The sequence below is a fragment of the Clostridium massiliamazoniense genome, from assembly GCF_001403635.1.
In the GTDB taxonomy this organism is placed as follows: Bacteria; Bacillota; Clostridia; order Clostridiales; family Clostridiaceae; genus Sarcina; species Sarcina massiliamazoniense.
The window spans coordinates 1,170,615-1,197,569 of the sequence record NZ_LN879468.1 but is presented as its reverse complement, the minus strand read 5'-3'; the positions used below and the strand labels follow the sequence as shown (position 1 = coordinate 1,197,569).

General features: G+C 28.1%; 24 protein-coding genes. 21 read left to right on the top strand and 3 right to left on the bottom strand.

From position 1 onward, the window contains the following. Positions 1-65: 65 nt before the first annotated feature. Genes flhA through ARA19_RS12475 form a run of 9 tightly spaced genes read left to right on the top strand, consistent with a single transcriptional unit; the run spans position 66 to position 7,691 of the window. Positions 66-2,126 (top strand): flagellar biosynthesis protein FlhA, encoded by a 2,061-nt coding sequence (flhA, locus tag ARA19_RS12515; RefSeq protein ID WP_055071304.1) that lies wholly within the window; start codon positions 66-68, stop codon positions 2,124-2,126. Then, positions 2,126-3,211 carry a flagellar biosynthesis GTPase FlhF gene (gene flhF / locus ARA19_RS12510; RefSeq protein ID WP_055071303.1) on the top strand — a complete coding sequence of 362 codons (1,086 nt, stop codon included), beginning with the start codon at positions 2,126-2,128 and terminating at the stop codon, positions 3,209-3,211. The genes flhA and flhF overlap by 1 nt, the downstream gene beginning before the upstream one ends. Next, positions 3,205-4,068 (top strand): MinD/ParA family protein, encoded by an 864-nt coding sequence (locus ARA19_RS12505; RefSeq protein ID WP_055071302.1) that lies wholly within the window; start codon positions 3,205-3,207, stop codon positions 4,066-4,068. The genes flhF and ARA19_RS12505 overlap by 7 nt, the downstream gene beginning before the upstream one ends. 12 nt (positions 4,069-4,080) lie before the next feature. Continuing rightward, entirely contained in the window at positions 4,081-4,707 is a 627-nt protein-coding gene (locus ARA19_RS12500; RefSeq protein ID WP_055071301.1) for a flagellar brake protein, read from the top strand. Between the two features lie 12 nt (positions 4,708-4,719). Next, entirely contained in the window at positions 4,720-5,439 is a 720-nt protein-coding gene (locus ARA19_RS12495) for a FliA/WhiG family RNA polymerase sigma factor (RefSeq protein WP_242862429.1), read from the top strand. 11 nt (positions 5,440-5,450) lie between these two features. After that, positions 5,451-5,942 carry a hypothetical protein gene (locus tag ARA19_RS12490; RefSeq protein ID WP_055071299.1) on the top strand — a complete coding sequence of 164 codons (492 nt, stop codon included), beginning with the start codon at positions 5,451-5,453 and terminating at the stop codon, positions 5,940-5,942. Next, positions 5,930-6,115 carry a hypothetical protein gene (locus tag ARA19_RS12485; RefSeq protein WP_055071298.1) on the top strand — a complete coding sequence of 62 codons (186 nt, stop codon included), beginning with the start codon at positions 5,930-5,932 and terminating at the stop codon, positions 6,113-6,115. The genes ARA19_RS12490 and ARA19_RS12485 overlap by 13 nt, the downstream gene beginning before the upstream one ends. 9 nt (positions 6,116-6,124) lie before the next feature. Beyond that, a complete protein-coding gene (locus ARA19_RS12480; RefSeq protein ID WP_055071297.1) occupies positions 6,125-6,883 on the top strand; it encodes a flagellar hook-basal body complex protein in 759 nt (252 codons plus the stop codon). Positions 6,884-6,923: 40 nt separating this feature from the next. Continuing rightward, positions 6,924-7,691 (top strand): flagellar hook-basal body complex protein, encoded by a 768-nt coding sequence (locus tag ARA19_RS12475; RefSeq protein WP_055071296.1) that lies wholly within the window; start codon positions 6,924-6,926, stop codon positions 7,689-7,691. 200 nt (positions 7,692-7,891) lie between these two features. Here ARA19_RS12475 and ARA19_RS12470 read toward each other — a convergent pair whose 3' ends face one another. Continuing rightward, positions 7,892-9,532 (bottom strand): putative manganese-dependent inorganic diphosphatase, encoded by a 1,641-nt coding sequence (locus tag ARA19_RS12470; RefSeq protein WP_055071295.1) that lies wholly within the window; start codon positions 9,530-9,532, stop codon positions 7,892-7,894. A 613-nt stretch (positions 9,533-10,145) separates the two neighbouring features. On the opposite strand from ARA19_RS12470, the gene ARA19_RS12465 reads away from it, so the two are divergent. After that, entirely contained in the window at positions 10,146-12,698 is a 2,553-nt protein-coding gene (locus tag ARA19_RS12465; protein ID WP_055071294.1) for a calcium-translocating P-type ATPase, PMCA-type, read from the top strand. Positions 12,699-12,831: 133 nt separating this feature from the next. On the opposite strand, the gene ARA19_RS12460 is transcribed toward ARA19_RS12465, so the two are convergent. After that, on the bottom strand, positions 12,832-13,239 hold the full coding sequence (locus tag ARA19_RS12460; RefSeq protein ID WP_055071293.1) for a hypothetical protein: 408 nt from the start codon (positions 13,237-13,239) through the stop codon (positions 12,832-12,834). A gap of 297 nt (positions 13,240-13,536) precedes the next feature. Here ARA19_RS12460 and deoC point away from each other — a divergent pair, with 297 nt between their 5' ends. The 10 genes from deoC to holA all read left to right on the top strand — a co-directional run bounded on the left by deoC (position 13,537) and on the right by holA (position 25,386). Further along, positions 13,537-14,211 carry a deoxyribose-phosphate aldolase gene (deoC, locus tag ARA19_RS12455; RefSeq protein ID WP_055071292.1) on the top strand — a complete coding sequence of 225 codons (675 nt, stop codon included), beginning with the start codon at positions 13,537-13,539 and terminating at the stop codon, positions 14,209-14,211. A gap of 298 nt (positions 14,212-14,509) precedes the next feature. After that, positions 14,510-16,795, top strand: a complete 2,286-nt coding sequence (locus ARA19_RS12450) for an AAA family ATPase (protein WP_055071291.1) — start codon at positions 14,510-14,512, stop codon at positions 16,793-16,795. 169 nt (positions 16,796-16,964) lie between these two features. Next, positions 16,965-17,300 (top strand): anti-sigma F factor antagonist, encoded by a 336-nt coding sequence (gene spoIIAA, locus ARA19_RS12445; RefSeq protein ID WP_055071290.1) that lies wholly within the window; start codon positions 16,965-16,967, stop codon positions 17,298-17,300. A gap of 24 nt (positions 17,301-17,324) precedes the next feature. After that, positions 17,325-17,756 carry an anti-sigma F factor gene (gene spoIIAB / locus ARA19_RS12440; protein WP_055071289.1) on the top strand — a complete coding sequence of 144 codons (432 nt, stop codon included), beginning with the start codon at positions 17,325-17,327 and terminating at the stop codon, positions 17,754-17,756. 10 nt (positions 17,757-17,766) lie between these two features. Further along, positions 17,767-18,516 (top strand): RNA polymerase sporulation sigma factor SigF, encoded by a 750-nt coding sequence (sigF, locus tag ARA19_RS12435; protein WP_055071288.1) that lies wholly within the window; start codon positions 17,767-17,769, stop codon positions 18,514-18,516. A gap of 544 nt (positions 18,517-19,060) precedes the next feature. After that, entirely contained in the window at positions 19,061-20,128 is a 1,068-nt protein-coding gene (locus tag ARA19_RS12430; RefSeq protein ID WP_055071287.1) for a polysaccharide deacetylase family protein, read from the top strand. 292 nt (positions 20,129-20,420) lie between these two features. Next, the gene (locus ARA19_RS12425) at positions 20,421-22,649 is read left to right on the top strand and encodes a P-type ATPase actuator domain-containing protein (protein ID WP_055071286.1); all 2,229 of its coding nucleotides are present in this window, start codon (positions 20,421-20,423) and stop codon (positions 22,647-22,649) included. 4 nt (positions 22,650-22,653) lie between these two features. Then, the gene (locus ARA19_RS18155; protein WP_055071285.1) at positions 22,654-23,586 is read left to right on the top strand and encodes a ComEC/Rec2 family competence protein; all 933 of its coding nucleotides are present in this window, start codon (positions 22,654-22,656) and stop codon (positions 23,584-23,586) included. Further along, the gene (locus ARA19_RS18150) at positions 23,552-24,352 is read left to right on the top strand and encodes a ComEC/Rec2 family competence protein (protein WP_341382806.1); all 801 of its coding nucleotides are present in this window, start codon (positions 23,552-23,554) and stop codon (positions 24,350-24,352) included. Before ARA19_RS18155 ends, ARA19_RS18150 begins: the two co-directional genes overlap by 35 nt. Positions 24,353-24,354: 2 nt before the next feature. Beyond that, positions 24,355-25,386 (top strand): DNA polymerase III subunit delta, encoded by a 1,032-nt coding sequence (gene holA, locus ARA19_RS12410; RefSeq protein WP_055071283.1) that lies wholly within the window; start codon positions 24,355-24,357, stop codon positions 25,384-25,386. A gap of 83 nt (positions 25,387-25,469) precedes the next feature. Here holA and rpsT read toward each other — a convergent pair whose 3' ends face one another. Beyond that, positions 25,470-25,733: a 30S ribosomal protein S20 gene (gene rpsT, locus ARA19_RS12405; RefSeq protein WP_055071282.1), complete on the bottom strand. Its 264-nt coding sequence runs from the start codon at positions 25,731-25,733 to the stop codon at positions 25,470-25,472. Positions 25,734-25,924: 191 nt separating this feature from the next. Here rpsT and gpr point away from each other — a divergent pair, with 191 nt between their 5' ends. Beyond that, on the top strand, positions 25,925-26,899 hold the full coding sequence (gene gpr / locus ARA19_RS12400) for a GPR endopeptidase (RefSeq protein ID WP_055071281.1): 975 nt from the start codon (positions 25,925-25,927) through the stop codon (positions 26,897-26,899). The last annotated feature ends 56 nt before the right edge of the window (positions 26,900-26,955 follow it).

The window sequence follows — 26,955 nt, the reverse complement described above, 5'->3', positions numbered from 1 at the left end:
AATATTTAGGGGATAGGACACTATATTGAATAGTTATAAAAAACTAATTGAAAGGATGATTATCGGTGGAGAAAAAGAGGGGGAAGTTTTCTATAAAGCCCGATGTTTTAGTTGCTTTTGGTGTTATAGGAATAATACTTATGATTATTATTCCTTTACCATCACCAGTTTTAGATGTGTTATTAGCTGTAAATATAACTATTTCAGTAATTATAGCACTTATTACAATGTTTACTACAAATGTTCTTCAGTTATCTGTATTCCCGACATTATTACTTATTACAACACTTTTTAGGCTAGGACTTAATATTTCATCAACTAGATTAATTCTAAGTGGTGGAGAGGCTGGTGCTATTATAGATGCCTTTGGAGAATTTGTTATAGGTGGAAATTATGTTGTTGGTATAATAATTTTCTTAATCATTATGATTATTCAGTTTATGGTAATAACTAATGGTGCTGGAAGAGTATCAGAGGTTGCAGCTAGATTTACCTTAGATGCTATGCCAGGTAAGCAAATGAGTATTGATGCTGATTTAAATTCAGGTCTTATAGATGAGGAAACAGCTAAGCAAAGAAGAAAAGATTTACAGGCAGAGGCAGATTTTTATGGAGCTATGGATGGTGCATCTAAATTCGTTAAGGGAGATGCCATAGCAGGTATAATTGTAACAGCTATTAATGTTATAGCAGGTATAATCATCGGAGTTACTATGCTTAACATGGATTTTGCTACTGCTGCAAGTAGTTATGTAAATTTAACAGTTGGTGATGGTCTTGTAAGTCAGATTCCAGCTTTATTAATATCAACAGCTTCTGGAATATTGGTTACTCGTTCTGGAAGTTCAGAAAATTTTGGTAAGGTTGTTACTAAGCAACTTACAGCTTTCCCAGTAGCTTTAGGACTTGCATCAGCACTTATGTTTTCTTTAGCTATAGTACCAAGTATGCCTAAGCTTCCATTTTTATTATTGGCAGTAGTTACTGGTTCATCAGCTTACTTCATTTATAAAGATGAAGTGAAAAAAGAAGAAATAGCTATCAAAGAAGAGGAAATAGCTATTGAGCAAGAGGAAAGTAAAGAACCAGAAAATGTAATGAGTTTAATAACAGTAGAACCTATAGAAGTTGAAATTGGATATGGATTAATTCCTTTGGCAGATGAGAGTACGGGTGGAGATTTACTTCAAAGAATTGCATCTGTAAGAAGACAATGTGCCATAGAGATGGGGATAGTAGTTCAACCTATAAGAATTAGAGATAATTTACAATTAGGTAGCAATGAATATGTGGTTAAGTTAAGGGGAACTGTAGTTGCGTCAGCAGAAATGATGCCTGGAATGCTTTTAGCTATGGATGCTACAGGAGAAGGTATAGATATAGGTGGATTAAAAACAATTGAACCAACCTTTGGATTACCAGCAGTTTGGATAAATGGAGACCAAAGAGAAGATGCTGAAATAAGAGGATTAACAGTAGTTGACCCAACAACTGTAATGGTAACCCATTTAACTGAAACTATAAAATCACATTCCTTTGAATTATTAGGAAGACAAGAGGTCAAGGTTATAGTTGACAATGCAAAGGAGAAATATAGTGCTGTGGTAGAAGAGCTTATACCTGATTTAATGTCTCTAGGAGAATTGCAAAAGGTGTTACAGAATTTATTAAGGGAAAAGGTTCCAATAAAAGATATGGTTACTATAATGGAATCTTTAGCTGATAACTCAAGAAATACTAGGGATATAGAACTTCTAACAGAGTATGTTAGATTTGCACTTTCAAGAACTATATGTAATCAGATAATAAATGAAGATAAAGCTATTATAGTTATGACTTTATCTCCAGATATAGAGGAAATAATAGCTACAAGAACTCAAAAGTCTACCCAAGGTTCTTTCCCAGCTATAGATCCAGATACAAGTACACAAATTTATTCAGCTATTAAAGAAAAGATGGAATCAATTTATTTCCATAACAATCAACCAGTAATTCTTGTATCTCCAAATATTAGACCAAGCTTTAGAAGATTTATTGAGATGGTATTCCCAGAATTAATGGTAGTTTCATTAAATGAAATACCAAATGATATTGAAATAAGAGCAGAAGGTGTGGTGGCATTATAGTGATAGTTAAAAAATATATAGCAAGAGATATGAATGATGCAATGGGAAAAATAAAATTAGATTTAGGTTCAGAAGCTGTTATTATTGCACAAAGAAAAATAAGAAAATCAGGAATAAGAGGGATATTTTCCCCTAAGATTTTAGAAGTAACAGCAGCAAAAGATAACAAAGGAATAAGTTATGGTAGAGAAAATACCTATGATGCTATTGCAAGTTTGCAATCTATAATGACAAAGGAAATTGAAGAAAGAACAAAAAGTCCTATTAATAATGAAAAAAAGGTAGATAAAGAAGAAAATTTAAATTTAGAATCTGAATTGAAAGAAATGAAAGGCTTATTATATAAATTCATGGAAGAGAAAAATGTGGATGAAAGGGAGTTGTATAAAAACTTAGATTTAGTTGAAGATTTAGAAGAATTTATGGGTAAAAGTGAAGAGGAAATTAAAGCAAAGTTAAGAGATACCATAGAAATAACTAGTAAAGATTTTAAGGGAAAAGCAGTTATGGTTGGACCAACAGGTGTAGGAAAAACAACAACTATTGCGAAATTAGCTGGAAGACTAGCCTTAATAGAAAAGAAAAAAGTTGGGCTTATAACTATTGACACATATAGAATAGGAGCTGTAGAACAATTAAGAACCTATGCAGAAATAATGAATGTTCCTTTTAGAGTTGTAATGACCTTAGGAGAAATGGATGAAGCCTTAGAAGCAATGAAAAATTGCGAAGTAATTTTAATTGATAGTACAGGGAGAAGTAGTAAAAACTTAATGCAAATATCAGAATTAAGGGCTTTTATAGATAAGATAAAGCCAGATAATATAAGCTTAGTTTTAAGTGCTACTACAAAGAATAATGACTTAAAATCAATAATAGAGGGGTATGGTACTTTAGGATATAATGACTTAATAATAACTAAGCTTGATGAAACTACATCCTATGGAACAGTATTAAATGCAGCATATATAAGTAAAGCACCAATTAGGTATTTAACAAATGGACAAAATGTTCCAGATGATATAAAAAGATTTTCTAAGGATGAGATTGTAGATTTAGTTACGGGAGAGTTAAAGGTATGTTAGATCAAGCTTCTAGCTTAAGAAAATTAGTGGAAAATAATATTAATATAAATTGTAATATGGGTAAGGCAAAAATAATTACTATAACCTCTGGTAAAGGTGGAGTTGGAAAGAGTAATTTAGTTGTTAATTTAGCTATAGGACTTCAGCAAGAAGGGAAAAAAGTATTAATTTTTGATGCAGATATTGGAATGTGTAATGATGATATATTACTAGGGATTTTTCCGAAATACAATATTTATGACCTTTTATTAAAAGATATGAATATAGAAGACATTATAGTTGAAGGACCTCTAGGAATAGGACTTCTATCTGGAGGTTCAGGAATAAATAAAATAGAAGATCTTTCACAAAATCAAAGAAGCTTATTTTTAAGTAAGTTAATGTCTTTAGATAAGTATGATTATATTTTAATGGATACTGGTGCAGGAATAAGTAAAAATGTAATGGCTTTTGTAGCTGCTTGTGATGAACTTATAATAACAACAACACCAGAACCAACTGCATTAACAGATGCTTATGCTCTTTTAAAAGCAACTAAGCATTATGGATTAAAAGAAAAGGCTTCTGTAGTTGTAAATAAATGTTTCACAGAAAATGAGGGCTATGAAACTTTTAAAAAGTTTAAAGGAGCAAGTAAAAAGTTTTTAAATGTAGATTTAACTTTTTTAGGGTGTGTTTTAGATGATAAAAAATTAGAGGAAGCAGTTAGAGAGAGAACTCCAGTTTTAATAAGATATCCATCAGCAAAGGCTTCTAGAAGCATATATGCCATAGGAAAAAATATTTTAGGGGTACCAAGTACGAATAAAAAGGGAGTAGGGGATTTTTTCAAAAAGCTTTTCGATATATTTGCATAAGGGGAATTTTAAATGAAAACTTTTGATATTTATATAAATTGTATTTTAGATGTTTTAGATGAAAAAGGTAAAACTTATAAAAGTAGAATTCAAGAAATTAATGAAGATTATATGTGTATAGATATACCTATGGAAAATGGAGAATATCTATTGCTAAGAAAAAATTGTGAAATAGGAATTATTATATATAATGAAAAAATTGGGATGTTATATAAGGGGAAACTCAGAATAATTGATAAGAAAGTAGAGGGAAACCTGAGATTATATAAGGTTTCAAGACCTTATGATATTGAGAAATTACAAAGAAGAAATTATGTAAGAGTAGATACAACTAGAGCAGTGAAGTATAAGAAAAAAGGGGATAAGGCATATTCAGATGCCGTAATTTTAGATTTAAGCGGTGGAGGAATGAAAATAAAATTAGATAAAAAAGTTGAAGTTAATGATATAGTGGATCTTATTGCTGAACTTGATGGAAAATTTGCTCAAATAAGAGGAGAAGTTCGTAGGGTATATAAGGATGAAAAGGATAGAAAATATATAATTGGATATGAGTTTACAGAAATTAATGAAGCTGTTAGAGATAGAATAATACATATGGTTTTTTCCATTATGAGAAGACAAATGGAAGTATTATAGGGGGACTTAATAGTGATTGGTGAAAAGAGTAATGAAATAGTAGTAGAAAAATATATACCTTTAGTTAAGTATATTGCAGGGAGAGTTATATTAGGGAAAAATAAATACATTGAATATGAAGATTTAGTAGGTTACGGTATGGTTGGACTTATGGATGCTATTTCTAAATTTGATAAGGAAAAGGGGATGAAATTTTCAACTTATGCATCTATTAGAATAAGAGGAGCTATGATTGATGAAATGAGGAGAAATAGTCCAATTTCTAAGGGGGCTATGGATAAGTTAAATAAATATAATAAGGCTTTAGAAACTTTACAAAATAGAAATTTTAGAGAGCCAAATAAAGAAGAAATAGCAAAGGAACTTAATATAAGTGAGAAGGAAGTTTCTGAAGTTGAGGGGTATATAAATTATATATCAATTAGTTCTTTAGATTCTATAATATATGGTGAAGATGATGTTTCTATAAAGTCACTAATAGAAGATACTAGTAGTATAAGACCAGATTATATATTAGAGGAAAAAGAAGAAATAGAAATATTAAAAAATTCCATAGAAAAATTAAATGAAAAGGATAAGATCGTTTTAAATTTATATTATTATGAAGGACTTACTTTAAAAGAAATAGGCACTGTTTTAGAGGTATCAGAATCAAGAGTTTGTCAATTACATTCAAGGGCTATATTAAATTTGAGAAAGCTTATGAAAAAAGCAGATTGTTTTGTTAAATAGGTGGTTAGTTTATGAAAATAATTTTAGTGATTTTAGCAGTTGCTTTACTTTTAATTAATTTATTATTTTATAAAAATGATAAGAAGGCAACGAAGAAAAAATCCAATTTTGAATTTAAAGAAATATTGGATGATGAAAAAGAAAATACTAATGATTTTAAGTTAGAATTAGGAAAAATAAGAAGAGAGCTAAGTGAAACTATAATAGATTTACAAAGAGAAATTTATGATTTAAAGGATGAAATAGCAGAATTAAAGGCTTCTAAGGAGCCTTTAATTCAAAATAGAGAAAGTAATGATAATAATGAAAGGATTCATTTAGATAAAATAATTGAAGAAGAGACTTTAAGTGACGATAATAATTTAGAGTACTCTGATATTAATGAAAAAGCTTTAGTTATTAAAAAATTATTAGTAGAAGGAAAATCAGAGGAAGAGATATGTAGCTTTCTCAATATAGGTAAGGGGGAGTTACTATTAATAAAAAGCTTATGCAGATATTAGATAATATAAAAAGTTTGGATAGAAATTTATTTATAGGTATAGCCGTAGGAATTTTAATATCAGTGACCTTTATGTCTTTTGATTCAAAGAATCTTGATAAAGGAGAAATAGAAAAGAAGGCTATGTCCTATGGAATGCATTACGAGGATCAGTGTAAGGTTATTTTTAAATAGGGGGATTTTATGATTAGAGGATTACATACTGCAGTTTCAGGAATGATAACTCTTGAGGCAAAACAAAGTGTTATAACTAATAATTTAGCTAATATAAACAATAATGGTTATAAGGCTAATAATCTTATTTCTAAGTCATTTAAAGATGTTATGATTCAAAATAAAGACAATGGATCAGGTGAAAACAAACATATAGGAACCATGAACTTAGGGTCAAGAATAGATGAAACGTACATAAATTTTGAGCAAGGTGTTTTAAAGAATACTAATAAAGAAAATGATTTTGCTATAGAGGGTGAAGGTTTTTTTGTAGTAAGAAGAGGAAACAATAATTACTACACAAGAGATGGACATTTTAGAGTTAATACAGCAGGTTATTTAGTAACAACAGAAGGTGATGAAGTTTTAGGACAGAATAAGTCTACTGGAGCTTTAGAGCCTATTTTTGTAGGAAATAATTCTCTTAGAATGGATAGTGAAAAAAGTCTTTTTATTGGTGAAAATTCAACACATAAATTAGCTATAGCAAGTTTTAAAATGGAAGATTTAGAAAAACTTTCTGATAACATTTACAGGGGAACAAATCCAGATTTAAATAAGAAAACCTATGTAAAACAAGGGTATATAGAACAATCTAATGTCAATCTTGTAAATGAAATGACAGAGATGCTTACAACAATGAGAAGCTTTGAAAGTAATCAAAGAATAATTAAAACTATGGATGAAACTTTAGGTAAAGCAGCTAATGATATAGGATCTGTTAATTAGGAAATTTAATTAGAGTAAATAATGTAAAAGAGGTATTTTTATGTATAGAATTTTATGGAATGGTCAAAGTGCCATGAATGCAAATCAAAATAGGTTAGATATAATATCTAATAATATAGCCAATATGAGTACTAATGGATATAAAAAAATAGATGTATCTTTTAAAGATTTAATGACAGAAAGTTTAGAAAGAAAGGGTTATCCAACAAATAATAAAGGTGCTTTTACTGGAACAGGAATAAAATCTACAGAAATAGGAAGAGATAAATCACAATCTATATTACTAAGCACCGGGATGTCTACTGACTTTGGATTAGATGGAGAAGGAATGTTTAAAGTGGTAGATGGAAATGGTGATATATTTTATACAAGAGATGGTTCTTTTCAAGTTGATGTAAATGGAAATATAGTTAATAGTAGAGGCGATAAGCTCTTTGTAGAGTATAAGGCAGGCTTTGAAGGAACTAAATTTGATCCTAGAAATATGAGTGTAGATCAACAAGGAAACATTTTTATGAGGGGAAATGACGGCAAGACTATAGAAATAGCTAGGATACCTTTATATAGTGCTGTAGGTGATGAAGCTTTTAGTGCAGCTGGTACGAATTTATTTAAAGCAGCTGAAGGTGTAAATGTATATGAAGTTTTCGATACTAGCATATATCAAGGAACAGTAGAAGGATCTAATGTTGATGTGGGAGAAGAGTTTGCAGATATGATAATGACTCAAAGAGCGTTTCAATTAGGTTCAAAAAGCGTAAATATTGCTGATGAAATGTGGGGAATGGTTAACGATTTAAGAAGATAAACTAAGACTTAATTGAGGGATAAATGGTGAACCTATATAGCTAGAGAAAAAGCAAAGAGGATGTATCTGTAATTTGATACATCCTCTATTTTTATTTAATTTCCATTAGCCAAATCAAAAATTTGAGGGAGAGATGAAACTCGACTCACTTCATTCGCTGAGTAACTTTCACCAACCAAATTGAAAATTTGGGTTGTTAGTTATCTTGCGCTTATTGCATTTGTTAGTGGAGGTACTACTTGTTTCTTTCTTGATAGTACTCCTGGTAAGAATGCCATATCATTTTCAAGTTTTACATTGAATGTTTCTTCAGCTATAGCAGGATCTTTTCCAGCTACTAGTATTTGAGAACCTTCTTTGATGATATCTGTTAATAGAAGCATTGTCATATCAGCGCCTATTTCTTCAGCTTTTTTGTTCATGTAAGCTATCATATCATCTTTTAATGGCATAAATCCTTCGATATCCATTGTGTTAACTTGAGCAACACCAACTTTTGTTCCTTGAATAACGAATGGTTTAAAGTCTTGGTTAAATATTTCTTCACAAGTTTTACCTTTTAATGAAGTACCAGCTTTTAATACTTCTATAGCGTAAGTATCTAAATCAACACCAGCTATTTCAGCTAATTTTCTACAGATTTTTTCATCAACTGGAGTACAAGTTGGTGATTTAAAGAATAATGTATCAGAAATTATAGCTGAACATAAAAGACCAGCAGCTTCTCTTGATGGTTTTACATCATTTTCAAAGAATCTTTTAGCGATTATTGTTGAACAGCATCCAACTGGTTCATTTCTAAAGTATATTGGGTTACTAGTTTGTATATCAGCAACTCTGTGGTGATCTAATATTTCTAATATTTCAGCATCATCTATACCATCAACAGCTTGAGCTCTTTCATTGTGGTCAACTTGGATTAATTTTTTCTTTTTATCTGAAATTACGTGGAATCTGCTTAGGTTTCCAACAACTTCATTAGATTCATTTAATACTGGATAACTTCCGTATCTAGTTGAACTCATTACCTTTTTAGCATCATCAGCTAAATCATCAAGATTAACAGTAACTAAATTTTCTGAAGCCATTACATAATCAACAGGGATACTTTGAACTATTAATCTACCAGTTGTATATGAATCATCTGAAGTTAAAATAACATTAACTCCTTTTTCCTTAGCAAGTGCTACAACTTCATCATTTGGAGTATGTCCACCAGCAATAATTAAAAGAGATACATTTGAGTTTATAAGAGCTATTTGAGCCTCAGCTCTGTCACCTATTATAGCTATATCCCCTTCATTTATGAAGTTTTTCATTGATTCAGGGTGCATAGCAGCAATAACTATTTTTCCAGGAAAAACAGAAACTTTTTCATTTTTATTTAAAATCTTAGCATCTAAAGTTTCTACTATATTTTCAAGTGATGTTTTACTAACAGCTAAAATAGAATCATTCCAGCTATCCATATATGTAGATGTTATGTTAGATGTAGTTAAAACTCCAACTAAATGTTTGTTTTCATCAGCTACAGGAATTGATTTTATTCCTTTTTCTTTCATTATAGTCCAAGCTTTTCTTAATGAAGTTTTTGGGCTAATAGGTGAAAGTTTATCATAATCCAAATCTTCTACTTTTAATTTTACAGTTTTTATTAACTTAGGAGCTTCTACACCAAAGTAATCAAGTATGAATTGAGTTTCTTGGTTTACATTTCCTAATCTAACAGCAATTGCAGGAATATCTTGTGTTTTATTTTTAAATTCAGCATATGCTGTAGCAGCACATATAGAGTCTGAATCAGGGTTTTTATGTCCAGATACGTATATTATATCTTTCATATGTTACTTTCCGTTAAATACTAAAATTAGTTTTAACGGATTCACCTCTCTTTCATTTTATATTTTAAAATTTAGTTTTTTATTTTTCTAAGCTAATTTTAGAAAATCTAATCCACTACTAAAAACGAAAATTTTGTCTAAAAATCTCCTGTATATATTTTAAGGCTTGTTTAAAAAATTGTAAAGTAAGATAAATTCTATAAAAATCAGGGGTTTATCTGATGTTTAATACCTATAATATTTTAATGTTCTATAAATCTAAGATGAATAGACACAACTTCCTAGATAACTTTCTCTAAATTTAGAAGAGAGTTAAAATCTTACATGAATTAAGTCTCAGTTTATTTAATAGTTAGTAGTTACAACACTATATTACTTTTAAGTCCTAAATTTATTAGTTTTTATTCTTAATAAATTATAGCTATTCAATTATATTTTGCCCTAAATATAAAATTATATAATAAGTAATTTCATTGAATAGCTATAAAAATTTAAATAGATAATTAATAAGTATAGAATTACAAATTTATTATAAATACTTTTAATTATGTTCTAAATGTAGATTTACTTAACATATATTGTTTATGAAGTTATTTACAAGGAGGAAGTTCGGGTGGAGTTAAAAGAGTTTGAAAACCTCAAAGGTCTTACTACAAAAGAAGCACAAAGGCGGTTAGAGAAGTATGGATTAAATGAATTAACAAAAAATAAAAAGGTATCGCCTGTTAAAATATTTCTATCACAATTTAATGATTTTATGACATGGGTACTTTTAGGTGCCACACTAATATCAGGAATTATGGGTGATACAGCAGATGCAATAACTATTTTTATTATAGTAGTTTTAAATGCTATATTAGGATTTATTCAAGAGTATAAGACAGAGAAGTCTTTAGATGCTCTAAAATCACTTTCATCTCCAACATGTAAGGTATTTAGAGATGGAAATGTTAAGGTAATATCAGCTAAAGAGTTAACTTTAGGTGATATAGTTGTATTAGAAACTGGAGATAGAATTCCAGCGGATGGAGAATTTATAGAATGTACAAACTTAGTAATAGATGAATCTTTACTTACAGGAGAATCTGTTGGAGTAAGTAAAAGTACTAAAAAGGGTAGTAACTTAGGTTATATGGGAACTAACATATTAAAAGGAAAAGGAACCTTTAAAGTAACACAAATAGCTATGGATACTGAAATGGGAAAAATAGCAAATATGCTTGATAGTATAGACAATGAGAAATCACCTTTAAAAGAAAGGTTAGAAGGTCTTGGAAAGATATTAGTTATTGTTTGTTTGGCTGTTTGTGCCTTAGTTACTGTTTTAGGGGTACTTAGAGGAAATGATATAGGTGATATGTTCTTACTTGGAGTAAGTTTAGCAGTAGCAGCTATTCCAGAAGGTTTAACAGCAATTGTTACAGTGGCATTAGCCCTTGGTGTATCAAGAATGTTAAAGAGAAAATCTTTAGTTAGAAAGTTACCAGCTGTTGAAACTTTAGGGTGTACATCAGTAATATGTAGCGATAAAACAGGAACTTTAACTCAAAATAAAATGACTGTAAAAGAAGTTTATGTAGATGGAAAGAACTATAGATTAGATGAAGAAGAAGCTCCAAGAAATCCTAAATTATTAAGAAGTTTTGTTTATTGTAATGATTGTAATTATGATTTTTCTAAGAGTAATATAGAAAAAGCACTTCATGGGGAGCCTACAGAAACAGCACTAATAAAATTATTTTTTAAAGATGTTAAGCTTTTAGAAGCAGCAGTTTCTAATTCAAAGAGAGTATTTGATATACCTTTTGATTCTTCAAGAAAAATGATGTCAGTGGTAGTAAGAGAAGGTGGAAAGGAAGTAGCTTATGTTAAAGGTGCACCAGAAAGGTTATTAAATAATTGTACTCATATATTAGAAAATGGTACTGTTAAAGTTCTTACTTTCAATAAGAAGAAACAAATATTAGATGTTATGAACAATATGAGTAAAAGAGCTCTACGTTGTATTGGTGGAGCTTATAAGGAAAATGGAATTTCAAAGGATGAAAGTATAGAAAGAGATTTAATTTTTATAGGACTTGCAGGAATTATAGACCCACCTAGAAAAGAGGTTAAAGATGCTGTATTAAAATGTAAACTTGCAGGGATAAAACCAGTAATGATAACTGGTGACCATAAAAATACAGCTTATGCTATAGGAAGGGATTTAGGTATAGCTACAGCAGAAGAGCAAGTAATAACAGGGGAGGAATTAGAAAAAATTTCAGATAAAGAGTTAAAGGAAAAGGTTGATAAAATAAGAATATTTGCTAGGGTTACACCTAGTCATAAGCTTAGAATAGTAAAGGCATTTAAAAGTAGAGGGCAAATAGTAGCTATGACTGGAGATGGAGTTAATGATGCACCAGCAATAAAAGAAGCGGATATTGGAATAGCTATGGGTATATCAGGAACAGATGTTACAAAGGAAGCATCAGCTATGATATTAATGGATGATAACTTTGAAACTATAGTTGCAGCAGTAGAAGAGGGAAGAAGTATTTATGATAATATAAGAAAGTTCATAAGATACTTATTGTCCTGTAATTTAGGTGAAGTTTTAACAATGTTTATAGCATCATTATTTTACCTTCCAGCACCAATGTTACCTATACAAATTCTTTTTGTTAACTTAGCAACAGATGGGCTTCCAGCTATAGCTTTAGGGGTAGACCCTGCTGATAATGACATAATGAAACAAAGACCTAGAAATAAAAAGGAAAGCATATTTGCAAGAGGATTAACTGAAAAAATTGTAGTTAGAGGTTCTTTAATAGGAATATGTACTTTATTATCCTTTGTTATAGGTCTTAATTATGGATTATCTTTAGAAGTAAGTAGAACAATTGCCTTAAGTACACTTGTAATGTCACAATTGTTTCATGTATTTGAATGTAGATCAGAAAGACATTCTATATTTGAAATAAAATTATTTACAAACCCATATTTAGTGGGAGCTGTTTTAACTTCTATAATTATGTTATGTTCAATTATGTACATTCCATTCTTATCAACAATATTCCACACAGTAGCTCTTGGAGTTAAAGAATGGTTAATAGTTTTATTCTTCTCATCAATAATAGCATTTATAAATAGTGTATATTTACTTATAAAAGTAAAAAAATAAGAGAAGTTATAGATTATAATTGGATAAAATCAGAGTTTATTTAGATAGGTGAGAGGTCACAAATGATGAACCTATATAGCTATCTAAAAGCAGAGAGGATGTATCTATAAATTAGATACACCCTCTCTTTTTATTATCTTCTCATTTTAGTTTGTTGTTGTCTTACCTTTTTAAATTGAGAATGGTCTACAGGAATTATGTCCTGATGAGTTGTAAGGTTTACTATATTTTGAACTTCTATAATTTCTTTATTGTCTTTATTTGACTTTAAACCTTGAATTATAACATTATGTCCTTGTTTTAAGTTTATAAATGTTGGCTTTTTAAACCATGCATTTTTTTTGTAAACACATTTCATAACAACTTTGCTTCTATCTGGTCTAACAACTACTGTTGCTGTTAATTTATTGAACATTCCAAGTACAGATTTTTCTTCTACTTTTGAAGAAAGAAGAACACCTTGAAATTGAGTTAATCTATTGCCATATTTCTCTAAGTAAGAATTAGTATAATAATTAGATATCTTTTCTTTAAATCCCATGCACATACTCCTTTTGAATTATTTTCTTATAATTGCGAATAAATTTAAATATATTTATTATTATAGCATAGTAGCACCATTTATAAAACTAGTTTAACCTAAGTATTTGTTATATATGATATAATACTGTTAAAAAAATATTTAAAATGAATATAAATAGTAAAAAAAACATTAACATTTATGATAAATTTCATAAAAGTTAGTGTTAGTGCAGATGAAAAGGTTTGTAGAAATTATAGACTTATGCATAGTATTAAATTATAATATAAGTACTAGTTAATAAGGGAGGACTTAATAATGGAAAATAAAAATATAGCATCTATAATAGATCATACTATTTTAAAGGCAGATGCAACTAAAGAGGCAGTAGAGAAAGTGTGTAAGGAAGCAATAGAATATAAATTTGCTTCAGTTTGTATAAATCCTGCTAATATTGCTTTATGTGCAGAATTATTAAAAGGTAGTGGAGTTAAAGTATGTACAGTAATAGGATTTCCTTTAGGAGCTAATACTTCAGAGGTAAAAGCTTTTGAAACAAAAGATGCTATAGAAAAAGGTGCAAATGAAGTTGATATGGTAATTAACATAGGTAAATTAAAAGATAAAGATTATGACTATGTTAAAAAAGATATAGAAGCTGTTGTAGAAGCAGCTAAAGGCAAAGCTTTAACAAAAGTTATAATAGAAACTTGTCTTTTAACTGATGAGGAAAAAGTTAAAGCTTGTGAACTTGCAAAAGAAGCAGGAGCTGATTTTGTAAAAACATCAACAGGTTTCTCAACAGGTGGTTCAACACCAGAAGATATAAAATTAATGAGAGAAACAGTAGGTCCAGAAATGGGAGTAAAAGCATCAGGTGGAGTAAGATCATTAAAAGATGCGGAAGCTGTTATAGAAAATGGAGCAACAAGAATAGGAGCATCAGCTTCAGTTGCTATATGTAATGGACAAACAACAAGTGGAAATTATTAAGAAAAAGCCCTACGGGGCTTTTTTTGTCGAATGAAATTTTTTAATAAATTTATCAATTTGTTACCTAAAATAGCCATTTTAGAATATTAATATAGTATATTACTTTTAAGGAGGTAGCTGCTCTATTAAACTTTAAATCTTTTATCTGATGACTAGTATCTGCAATATTCTAATTTTCTATAAGCTAGAACTGAGCAGACACAGGTCTCTAGATAACTTTGACTAAATTTAAGTTAGAGTGAAAACTCTAAGGGAATTAAGTCTTAGTTTATAGATTTAGTTTTTCGAGTAGATTGTTATGGGAAGAGAGTTAACTCCAAGAGAAATAGTTTATGATGAAAGTTTTGCTATAGAAAGGTCAGAGTTAGGTGATTTAGATTCTGTGTTGGAGCAGGAGGAGATTTTAAATATTATAGAGGAAGCCTTAAATATAAATAGGGCTGGATTTAATATTTATTTGGTCGATAGTTTTTCTAATAAAAAATTAGAGAATCTTATTAAACATGTTAAGGAAGTTTTCAATAGGAGAGAGAAACCAAGAGATATTTGTTACGTTACTTTAGAGGATCCAAGAAAGCCAACTATAATAACTTTAGAGAATGGTTTTGGAATTAAAATGTACGAAACCTTAGAAAAAATAAAAACAGCTTATTTTGATAAGATTTTTGATTTCTATAATTCTTCAATTAATGATGAAAAGGAGAGGATTATAGAGGATATTAATAAGAAAAGAAATGACTATATAGGTGATCTTATTAAAACAGCTAAGAATGATGGTTTTGAATTAAAAGTAACTAATGTAGGTATAAGTTTTGTTCCTATAAAGGATGAGGAATCTGAAGATGAAGGAGATATAGATACTATTTTAGAAGATGAAAATAGTATGTTTGAAAAGGTTGGAAAATTAAAGTTAGGTGCAGAAGAAATACTAGATATCCTTAGAGATATGGAAGATACTTCTTTAGATAAGTTAAGGGGGATTTTAAGTTCTTATTTAAATGAAGAAATGGAAGATATCAAGGAAGAAATTATGGAAGTTTTTGAAGGGAATACTGAGGCTAAAGAATATCTTTTAAAGGTTTGTGAGGATATTGAATATAATTTAATAGATGCATATTCTATGAATTATGAAGATGATGAAGAAAAAATCAAAGAGATAATTTTAAAGTATATAGTAAATGTTTTATTAGATAATAGTAATGTGGAAAGTCCTAAAGTAATATTTGAGGAGGACCCATCTGTAAATAATTTAATAGGTAGTATAGAATATGAAAATCATAATGGTTCTTATTCAACAGATGTATCTTTAATTAAAGCAGGATCATTAATAGAAGCTAATGAGGGATGTTTAATATTAAGGTTAAGTTCCTTATTAATAAATCAAGGTAGTTATTATTATTTAAGAAGAGCCTTATTAAATGAAAAAGTAAATTTCAGTTATGATAGAGGTTACTTAGAATTATTATCTTTAAATGGTTTAAAGCCTGAAGCGGTTCCTATAAATGTGAAAGTAATTTTAATTGGAGATTACGAAAGTTATGATTATCTTTATAAAAATGATGATGATTTCAAAAGAATATTTCAAGTAAGAGCTGAAGTAAGTAATTTTACAAGAATTGATAGATATACTAAAGAAGCTTTAAATAGTTTAATAAGTAATATTACATCTAAGGATGATATATTATCCATTTCTCCTGAAGGAATAAATGAAATAGGAAAATATCTATCGAGACTTAGTGAAAATAGAAAGAGAATATTATGGGATATAGATGAAGTGGAAAGGATAATAGTTTTATCCAATACCATTGCTAAGAAAGCAAGAAAAGAAGTAATTACTGATGAAGATATTAGAAAAGTCCTATATAATAAGTCAGCTATTGAAAAAGAATATGAAAAAATGTATAGGGATAATAAAATATTAATAAATGTTACTGATAAAATCGTTGGAAGTATAAATGGATTAGCAGTTATAGATACAGGCTATTTAAGCTTTGGAAAGCCTATAAGAATAACTTGTATAGCTTATAAGGGAAGTGGAAGAATTATAGATACTCAAAGAGAGAGCAACCTTAGTGGAGTAATTCATGGAAAATCTATAAGTATTTTAAAAGGTTTTTTAAGTAATTATTTAAATAGTTATGGAACTATACCAATAGATTTTCATATATCTTTTGAGCAAATGTATGGACCTTTAGAAGGGGATAGTGCTTCAGTGGCAGAAATAATAGCTTTAATTTCAGCACTAAGCAAAATACCTATAAATCAAAACATAGCTGTAACAGGTTCATTAAATCAATTTGGAGAAGTTCAGCCAATTGGTGGAGTAAATGAAAAAATAGAAGGTTTTTTCAAGGTATCTAATATATTAGACACTTATAAAGGAAAGGGTGTAATAATTCCATATAGCAACAAAGATGAATTAATTTTGAGCAAAGAGGTAGAAGAAGCAGTAAGGCAGGGCGATTTTAAAATATATACTATGAAAAATATCTATGATGCTATGGAAGTTTTAATGTTAAATCAAAATAGCTCCTTAGAAGATATAGCTGCTGCAATTGATAGGGAAATAAAAAAATATAAGTAAGTAAAATGACTATGTCAAAGAGGGATAAAATTCCCTTTGGCATAGTCATCTTGTTTATTAAACAAAATAAAGTTCTACTTAACAATGTATTGACCGAATTACATAAATATGCTAAAATATGGTAAAAAATAGTAATGTGAGGTGAATTGCTCTTTTAGGGCTATTGTTTATGTATATAGATTTTAATAGAAAAAATGATTGTTTAATAGTAAAGCTTATAGGAGAACTTGATCATCATAGTGCAGAAGAGGTTAGAGTTAAAATAGACGATAGAATTGATAGAAATAATGAAGAAAAATTAATTTTTGATTTTTCATCTGTTAGTTTTATGGATAGTTCTGGAATAGGTGTTATAATAGGAAGATACAAGAAAATAATGATGAGAAATGGCAAAGTGGCTATTGCAGATGTTAATAGCAGAATAAAAAGAGTTTTTGAATTATCAGGTATGTTTAAAATAATAAAGGTGTATGAAACAGTAGAAGATGCTATTGAAGCTATGTAGAATTTTATTTTGGAGGAATGAGTGATGAATGATAATAAGATTATATTGGAGTTTTTAGCAAAGTCTCAAAATGAAGCTTTTGCTAGGGTAGCTGTAGCAGCATTTATTTCACAATTAGATCCAACTCTAGATGAGTTAACAGATGTGAAAACAGCAGTTTCTGAAGCTGTAACTAATGCTATAATCCATGGATATAATAATGATGAAAGTAAATTTGTTAAAATAGAGGCAGCTATAGAAGATAGAGAGGTTAACATAATAATTGAAGATAATGGTGTTGGTATAGATAATATTGAAGAGGCAAGAGAACCATTGTATACATCTAAACCAGAACTTGAGAGATCTGGGATGGGGTTTACTGTTATGGAGAGCTTTATGGATGAAATTGATGTTAGAAGTGAAAAACATAAAGGTACTAAAGTGATTATGAAAAAAAAATTTAGCACTTTGGAATAGGTGATAGATTATGAATACATCTAATATAAAAAAATATGGCTATAATGACAATAAGCTCTTAGTTGAATTAGCTAAAAAAGGGGACAAAGAGGCTATGAATACCCTTGTTGAAATAAATACCCCTTTAGTTTCATCATTATGCAAAAAGTTTTTAAATAGAGGCTATGAATATGAAGATATATTCCAATTAGGATGTATGGGGCTTGTAAAAGCAATAAATAATTTTGACTCTTCCTATGATGTTAAGTTTTCTACTTATGCAGTACCAATGATTTTAGGAGAAATTAAGAGGTTTTTACGTGATGATGGTATTATAAAAGTAAGTAGAAATTTAAAGGTTTTAGCCCAAAAGCTTCATTTTCAAAAGGAAATTTTATTAAAAGAATTAGGAAGGGAACCAACTATAGACGAATTAGCTAATTATGTTGGTGTTGATAAAGAAGAAATTTTATTAGCTTTAGAATCAGTGAATAATATGAGTTATTTACATGATACTATTCATCAAGATGAAGGATCACCAATATTACTTATAGATAAGATAAGTGAGGACTCTGATGAACAAGAGGATATGATAGAAAAAATTGCATTAAAGGAAGCTATTAGAGATTTAGATTCTAAATCAAGAAAAATAATTGTTCTTAGATATTTTAAAGATAAAACACAGAGTGAAGTAGCTAAGTTACTTGGAATAAGTCAAGTTCAAGTATCACGTATAGAGAAAAAAATATTAGTAAATATAAAAGATAAATTAAAAGAATAATAAGTAAACCTGTGGAAGCATATCGTAAATATATAATTAAAGGGAAAAGATATTTAAATTAAAATATTAATAAAATGTTAATTTTAAGTTTTTATAAAGGGGATTAAAGTATTAACTGGTATATATAGTTAGATGAAAAAAATAGAATATGAGAATATAGGCTGATTAAGTGAAGTTTTAAAAATAACCCCGTAAATGTTCACAAAATTTTAAAACTTTTTGTCTTTAATATGTTACCTTTATTATTTTTTTGATTTTATAATTATATATGCAATAGTTAAAGTTTATTTAAGAATATGAGTTTATTTATATCTAATTTATAGAAAATTAGAGTATTTATGGATGCTACTCATGAGATAAATATTAATATATATTAGATTAAATAGGCCGAAATTTAGAGTCGGATTTTTAACTTTGGTGAAGAGATTAATTTGACTAAAATTAATCATAATAGATTTAGGGATTTAATTAAAATTTGATTTTGAATTAAAGGTCATTTTATAAATAATTAAAAAATACTAACTCAAAGATGAAAGGCAAGTAGATGAACAGATTAGAAAGAAACAAAAGAAACAACAACAAGTACGTTGTAAGAAGACTTTCAATTTTAGTTGTTATACTTATAATAATAGCTGGATTTGGATTTTGGATTACAAAAACAGAGAAAGATAATAAGGTAGTACAACAAAGTAGTTCTAATACTCAAAAAACTACTCAATCTACTCAAAAAACTACAAGTAACAATAATGCTACTACTCAAAATAGTAAAAAATATGATTTAGGTACTATAACACCACCATATGCAGGTTATAACCCAGATGAAATAGTTAAAGGCGAGAATATTATAGAGTCTGCACAGGCTTATGCTGTTCCAGCCAATGAAGTAGCTCAAATGATAGCAGGAAATTCAAAGGATACAAACAAAGAAGTATTCTTAACTTTTGATGATGGTCCAAGCGTTAATAATACTCCTAAAATATTAAATATATTAAAGGAGAATGGAGTACATGGAACTTTCTTTACAATAGGAAATAACTTAAAGAATAATCCTAAGTTACAACAAGTATTAAGAGAAGAAATTGCTGATGGAAATGCTATAGGAAATCACACATATAACCATGAATTAAAACAATTATATCCAGGTAATAAAGTAAATCCTACTGAATTTATAAATCAAGTAGATGAAACAAATGCTCTATTTGATGCTATATTAGGACCTAACTTTAATACTAGAGTTTTAAGACTACCAGGTGGATATATGTCTAGAACTTATTATAAAGACCCTAATTTAGAAAGCTTTAATGAAGCTTTAGATAAAGCTCATATAACAGCTATAGATTGGGATGCAGAGACTGGAGATGCAGAAACAACTAGTCAAATGTCAGTATCAAAAATGGTGGCAAATGTAACAAGAGCTGCATCAAAAGAAAATCATGTTATTATATTAATGCATGATGCTCCTGCAAAGAGTGATACAGTGAAAGCTTTACCAGATATAATAAAATATTTCAAAGATCATGGTTATGCATTTAAAGTAATAGAAAATGCACCAGCTAGTTCTTTTGAAAATTTACCAGTAAAAACAACAACTGATTCAAATCAAGGACAATAAAAAAAGAGATGGGGATGTATCAAACTTAAGGATACATCCCCTCTATATTTTACATAGCTATATAGATATATTATTTGTATCTGTATAGCTTTTTTTATTAGAAGAAGAATAATGTAAATTCAAGGGTTAATTTTATAGAATCATAGCTTTTTCATACTAAAAGTTAATTTTTAGTCATAATTCCATAAAATATGATGACATGCATAGAAAAAAGTAATATAATTTTTTTGATTATTTAAAATTTTAGAATAAGGCGTTGGTTGAAAATAATATGGGGGAATGATGGACAAGAATGAATAGGTGGTACAATTTAAGTTGGAGTAGAATTGTTGAAGTTCTTAATAGCGATTCAAAACGAGGTTTATCTTTTAAGCAATTAGAAATTAGTATGAAAACTTCTGGAAAGAATAATTTAAATTTAAAAGGAAAGTCAGAAAAGTCTAATTTTAAGCTTATCTTAGAAGAAATCTCTTTTTTAGTTATTTTTATAATAGGTGCTTTAATATTTTTAAGGGCTTATATGGAAGGAATTTTATTATTTATATTATTAGTATTTAAGGTATATATTTTTTTTAAAAATAAAAAGAAAAAATTAGCTGAAATAGATGCTATTAATAATTTAAATTACACAGATGTTTGGGTAATGAGAGGTGGCATAAGAGATTTTATAAAAGCAGAGGATCTCGTTATAGGAGATATTGTTTTATTAAAGAGTGGAAATCTTGTTCCAGCTGATATAAGAATTATTGAAGCAGAGAATTTAAAGATAAATGAAAGAAATGTTTTAGGAGAAGAATTTATAAGTTTAAAAAACTCAGCAAGAATTGATGGAGAAATAAATTCTTTAAAGGAAGTTTATAACATGGCCTTTAGGGGAACTAGAATAGTTTCTGGTGAGGGGAGAGGCATAGTAGTTTCTATTGGAAGTAACACTAAGCTAGGCAATATTGTTAAATATTTTGATTTATATAATAAAAAATCACCAATAGCTGATAATAAAATAAATGAGTTTAAGAAAAAATTTAATATTTATGGTATAACCTTAAGTTTAATTATTCTTTTTACTTATTACATAGTAAAGGTTGAAAATGTTAAAAATTTAGGAATATACTCTTTATTTATAATTGGAACTCTTAACTTCTTAGATATGTTTAAATTTTTGACTGTAAAGAGGAATATAGAAAGTTTTAAAAGAAAAGGAATAAGTGATTTAAAAGAAGAATATTTGAAAACCTTTGATAATATAAATGTTTTATTTGTTGATAAATTAGCTGCAATTACAGAAGAAAAAATGAATGTTAAGGCTATTTATACAAATAATGAAATTAATGAAAAAGGAAAAATTAATACCAATGAAATTAATAATGAAAGGATTATGTCCATAGCTGTTCTTTGCAATAACTCTAAGTATAATAAAGTTACAGAGAGTTATAGTGGAGATTTAAAGGAAGGAGCAACTCTTAAGTTTGCTTCGGAAAATGGTGTGTTTAAATCATCTATGGAAGCAAAAAATAAAAGAATATTTGAAGTTGTTAATGATGGATATAAAGGAATAAAAACAACAGTAAATAAAGTGAATAAAAATTATAGAGCAAATGTTAGAGGGGCATTAGACGAGATTTTAGCAAGGTCATCTTATATAATGATAGATGGAGTAGAGAAGACTTTAGACAATGAAATGATTGAAACTATTAAAAAAATAGATTTCAATTTTGAAAATACAGGCTATGTTACAGAAGCTTTTGCTTATAGAAGTTTTAATTATGAACCTACAGAGGATGAAAATATAGAGAGTAATTTAGTTTTTGTTGGTCTTATAGGTTATGAAAATCCAAAGAAAGAAAATGTTGAAGAAATAATAGATGAAATTAAAAAAAGAAATATAGTACCTATTTTATTTACTGATGATAATAAAATCACTGCTTATAGAATAGGGAAAGATGTTGGATTAGTTAATAATATGTCAGAAGTTATTTCAGGAGTTGAGCTATTATCTTTAGGAAAAGAAGAAATTATAGAAGTTTTATCAAGAGTTAAAGTATTTTGTAGAATTAATCCTGATATAAGAAATAAAATTATAGAAATTTTTGTAGAAAATAAATATAGAGTATGCTCTACAGGAGAAAATTTATCTCATATACCATCAGTTTTATTATCAGATGTTAGTATAGCTAAGGGAAATAATGTTGCAGCACTTATTAAAACCTTAAGCACTGTAAGTATAGGAGATAACATATTAAAAAACATTATATACTTATATGATAATTGTAAGAAACATAAGTATAACTTAGGGAAAACTTTAATTTTAACAAAAAATATATTAATTGGTGAGGCTATAGTAGTCTTATTTTTAGAATTAATATTAAAGGTTTCATTAAGATATGGTATTCTTTTATTTAATTTTTTATTTCTTCCAATTTTATTTTCTTTATTAATAATAAATTATGAGAAGGTTGAAAGAAAAATCTTAGATATAGGTGAATTTATTTCCTATAAGTGGGAAGTATTAAAGTTGAGGTGATTAAATGAATGTACCAAAGATTTTGATAAATAAGCCTATATTACATATACTAATGGGGACTATAATTGGCATAGTTACATATCTATTTTGGAATCAAAATCAACTGAGTGCAGTGGTAATTACTGCACTCTTTGTTATATATATATATTTTTTTTATGAATTAAAATATTTTAAAATACTATTATGTTTTTTTATTTTAGGTTATATTTCTATCTTTGCTTATTTTAATTTAGTTGGAAATAAATATGGTTTCTATGAAGCTAGAGTTGAAGAGGTATATTCTAAATATTCTCTAGGAACTTTAAATGGAAGGAAAGTTTATATAAATTCTAAGGAAAATAACTTTGAAAAAAATGAAGTGATTAAATTTAAGGGAAAGTTTAAAAGAAGCATAGATTTAGACAAGGCAATTGTAGGGGATTTATTTGTTTATGAAATAATAGATGTAAAATATGATTGGATTTATAAATTACGCTCTATACCAAAAGCTTATAATGAATATTTAAATAAATATATAAGGAAAGAGCATAGTGCAGTAATAACAGCTTTAACTTTTGGAAATAAGGAATTTTTAGAAAAAGAAGAGAAGGAAAAATTTAAAACTTTAGGTGTTATACATTTGATTTGTATATCAGGATTTCATATAGCTATAATTCATCAAATTATAAAAAAGATTTTAAATAATAATATAGCATTAGTAGTAGCTTTCTCTTATGTTATATTAACGGGAATGACAGCATCGGCCATTAGAGCATTTCTTATGATAAGTTGTTTATCACTTTCTACTACAGTATTTAAGAAATATGATAATATAAGTGCTTTGGGCTTTTCAGCATTAATATTGCTTATAATTAAGCCTATAAACATAGTAGATGTTGGTTTCCATTTAAGTTATTTAGCCACTGCTGGAATTTTGTTATTATATAAATTTTTTTAGTAGAGGATTTTATAGATTACCTAAGATTATAAGAGAAAGTATTTCTTTAAGTATTTCAGCTCAATTTTTTGTGTTTCCATATATGATAATTGTTTTTGGAAGTTTTTCTTTAAATTTTTTATTAGGTTCTTTAGTTTTAACACCTATTATATCAATAATGCTACCTTTGGGGATATTTCTTTTCTTTACTTTTATATTTTCTTTAAATATAAGTTTTTTATTGGTTTTAATAAATAGTATTTTAGGGATTTATAGTATTTTGATAGAATTTTTAAATTATCTTGCTATGCCTATGTTATATTTAAATCTAGTTGCCTTTGTAGGATATTCTTTAATGATTATTTGCTTTTACATGCATTATATGAATGTTAGTAAATTTAAATTTAAGGAGCTTGGATACTTTATTTTTTTAGGAATAATTATAGGAAATTTTAATTTTGGAACTACAATATCAGTTTTTAAGAGCAATTGGAACAACGGAATTATAATAAAAAAGGGTTTTTACAAAGAAGCTTTTACAGCTAGTGATAATGAATATTTTATTGAGGAAATAAAGAAGAATTACTCTGTTGGAGATGTAAAGGAAATAAAAAAAGAAGAGATTATAAAAATAGATGAAGAAATACATTTAGTTTTAAATAAAAAAATAGAGAATTCCTTTGTAATGTTAAAGAAAAATAAATATGATATAATTGACTTGCTAAAAAAAGAAAAAAGACTTTATCATAAGGGTAAGTTTATATATATAGATGAAAGAGGTACTTAGTAGTGATTGATTTATTAAAATTAGAGGAAGAGATTAAAAGTGGTAATATAAAAAATTCCTATGTTTTATGTGGAACAGATGAGTTTTTGATGAAAGAGTCTGTTAATAAAATTATTTCAGCATCTATAGATAAAAGCTTTTTAGACTTAAATCTAGCAAAGTTTGATGGAAATAATTTAAATTTTGATGAGTTTATGAATGCCTGTGAAACATTGCCTTTTATGGCTGATAGAAGAGCTGTTGTAATGGCAAGAACAAATTTTTTAAGGGATAAATGTGATAATGAAAATAAAGCTTTCTATGAGAAAGCAAAGGATTATTTTATAAATCCTCCTTCAAGTACTTTAGTAATAGGGTATTTACTTTTAAGCGATAAAAGAGAACGAGCTAATAAGTTTAAGAAGATAATAGATTTAGATAAAAAGGGGTGCACTATTGTTTTAGTTGATAAATTAAAAGGTGTGAGATTAACTAATAAAATAGAGAATATATTTAAAGAACAGGGGAAAAATATTGGTAAAATAGAACTTAAGTATTTTTCTGAAATGGTTGAAAATAACTTTGATATAATCGAGAGAGAAGTAGATAAATTAATAAACTTTACAGAAGGTAGAGAAATAACTAAAGAAGATATAAATTTAATGTTACCTAAAACAAGTGAAGATGACATGTTTGATTTAATAGAGTTTATATCACAAAAGAGAGCTAATAAAGCCATTGACCTAATTAATGAGCTTATTAGTAAGGGAGAAGATATATTTTCTATTTTAAGATTAATACAAGAACAACTAAAAAAACTATATATAACTAAGGTATGTTTAGAAAAAGGAAAAAGATTAGATGATATAAGCAGAGAACTTAAGTTACCTAATTTTGTGGTAGAAAAGTTAATAAATCAAAGTAGGAAATTTAAAGAAGGAGCAATAAAAAAAGCTCTGAATATATCTTTAGAAACAGAAAAGAGACTCAAAAGTCAATCTTATTTAGATAAGAAAACAGAAATAGAACTTATGGTAATTAATATTTTAATATAAAGATATAAAAAAGAGCTATATAAAAATATAGCTTTTTTTTAGGCAAAAAAGAAAAGGTGTTAGACTATCTAACACCGTCACAATTAAGCCATAGCGTTTAATTTGCTAGCTAATTTTGATTTCTTTCTAGCAGCCATGTTTTTATGTACTACACCTTTGCTTGTAGCCATATCTAAAGCTCTAACTGCTTGAACATGAAGAGCTTTTGCTTCTTCAACATTTTTAGCTTCTACAGCAGCTTCAAATTTCTTTATAGCTGTCTTAAGAGCTGACTTAATCATTTTATTTCTTAAAGTCTTAGTTGCTGTTACTTTTATTCTCTTTTTTGCTGATTTTATATTTGCCATTCTGGTTCACCCCCTTCAACTTTTATCGCGTATCTGCAGTTTTGGGGAATCTGCGTACGAGTTCATTATTTAACAAAGGTAATTATAGCATTTAAACATTATAAGTTCAAGTATTTTTTAAGGAAAAATAGACATAAAAAATATGGATAAAGGATAAAATAAGTTAACTACAAAAGAAGAGAGGTGTAGAAATGTATAATGTAAGAACAGATTTAGCTATTGAAAGACGTGATATTTACGAAAGTGAAAATAATAAAACTATAACGGGCGTAAAGGTAGAAGAAGAAAGCTCAGAAGATATAAAGATAACTACTGTTCATATAGAAAATGAAGAGGGAGAAAGAAATATGGGTAAACCTATAGGGCAATATATAACTATAGAAATGCCAGAACTTACTCAATATGATGGAGCTATAATGGATCAAGTTGCACATATTCTTGCTGGAAGCTTGGAAAAAATAATAAATTTAAAGGAAGATAGTCTTACTTTAGTAATTGGTCTTGGAAATATAGCAGTTACTCCAGATGCATTAGGACCAAAGGTAGTTAAAAAATTAATGATAACAAGACATTTAAAAAAACTTATACCAGATGAAATTGATGAAGAAATAAGACCAGTATGTGCTCTTGCTCCAGGTGTATTAGGGACAACAGGCATTGAAACAGGAGAAATAATAAAATCACTTGTAGATAAACTAAATCCAGATTTAGTTATTTGCATTGATGCACTTTCATCAAGGAGTTTGAAAAGAGTAGCTAAAACAATTCAAATAAGTAATACAGGTATAGCTCCAGGAGCTGGTGTTGGAAATAATAGAATGGAAATAAATGAAAAAGCTATAGGAGTTCCAGTAGTAGCTATAGGAGTACCAACAGTTGTAAATGCAGCCACAGTAGCTAATGATGCAATGGATTTAGTATTAGATGAAATGATAGAAGAAGCCACAGAAGGTAAAGAATTTTATACAATGTTAAAATCAATGGATAGAGGTAAAAAAGGAGAACTTATAAAAAGTCTTTTAAGACCATACATGGGAGAATTAATGGTAACTCCAAAGGATGTAGATGAAATTATAGATTTTATTTCTAAAATAGTAGCAAATGGAATAAATCTAGCATTACAACCAACTATGATGATAGATGAAATAAATAGCTTTTTAAATTAGTAAACATAATAAAATCCCTTAACTCATATAAATTTTTATAGAGAGGAGGGATATTT

Coding starts and splice junctions, on each gene's coding strand:
- ARA19_RS12425 (WP_055071286.1), top strand. CDS start 20,421: ATGAATAGGTGGTACAATTTAAGTTGGAGTAGAATTGTTGAAGTTCTT.
- ARA19_RS12475 (WP_055071296.1), top strand. CDS start 6,924: ATGTATAGAATTTTATGGAATGGTCAAAGTGCCATGAATGCAAATCAA.
- gpr (WP_055071281.1), top strand. CDS start 25,925: ATGTATAATGTAAGAACAGATTTAGCTATTGAAAGACGTGATATTTAC.
- ARA19_RS12490 (WP_055071299.1), top strand. CDS start 5,451: ATGAAAATAATTTTAGTGATTTTAGCAGTTGCTTTACTTTTAATTAAT.
- ARA19_RS12480 (WP_055071297.1), top strand. CDS start 6,125: ATGATTAGAGGATTACATACTGCAGTTTCAGGAATGATAACTCTTGAG.
- ARA19_RS12470 (WP_055071295.1), bottom strand. CDS start 9,532: ATGAAAGATATAATATACGTATCTGGACATAAAAACCCTGATTCAGAC.
- sigF (WP_055071288.1), top strand. CDS start 17,767: ATGAATACATCTAATATAAAAAAATATGGCTATAATGACAATAAGCTC.
- ARA19_RS12485 (WP_055071298.1), top strand. CDS start 5,930: ATGCAGATATTAGATAATATAAAAAGTTTGGATAGAAATTTATTTATA.
- ARA19_RS12505 (WP_055071302.1), top strand. CDS start 3,205: ATGTTAGATCAAGCTTCTAGCTTAAGAAAATTAGTGGAAAATAATATT.
- ARA19_RS12450 (WP_055071291.1), top strand. CDS start 14,510: ATGGGAAGAGAGTTAACTCCAAGAGAAATAGTTTATGATGAAAGTTTT.
- deoC (WP_055071292.1), top strand. CDS start 13,537: ATGGAAAATAAAAATATAGCATCTATAATAGATCATACTATTTTAAAG.
- ARA19_RS12430 (WP_055071287.1), top strand. CDS start 19,061: ATGAACAGATTAGAAAGAAACAAAAGAAACAACAACAAGTACGTTGTA.
- ARA19_RS12500 (WP_055071301.1), top strand. CDS start 4,081: ATGAAAACTTTTGATATTTATATAAATTGTATTTTAGATGTTTTAGAT.
- rpsT (WP_055071282.1), bottom strand. CDS start 25,733: ATGGCAAATATAAAATCAGCAAAAAAGAGAATAAAAGTAACAGCAACT.
- spoIIAA (WP_055071290.1), top strand. CDS start 16,965: ATGTATATAGATTTTAATAGAAAAAATGATTGTTTAATAGTAAAGCTT.
- spoIIAB (WP_055071289.1), top strand. CDS start 17,325: ATGAATGATAATAAGATTATATTGGAGTTTTTAGCAAAGTCTCAAAAT.
- ARA19_RS12460 (WP_055071293.1), bottom strand. CDS start 13,239: ATGGGATTTAAAGAAAAGATATCTAATTATTATACTAATTCTTACTTA.
- ARA19_RS18155 (WP_055071285.1), top strand. CDS start 22,654: ATGAATGTACCAAAGATTTTGATAAATAAGCCTATATTACATATACTA.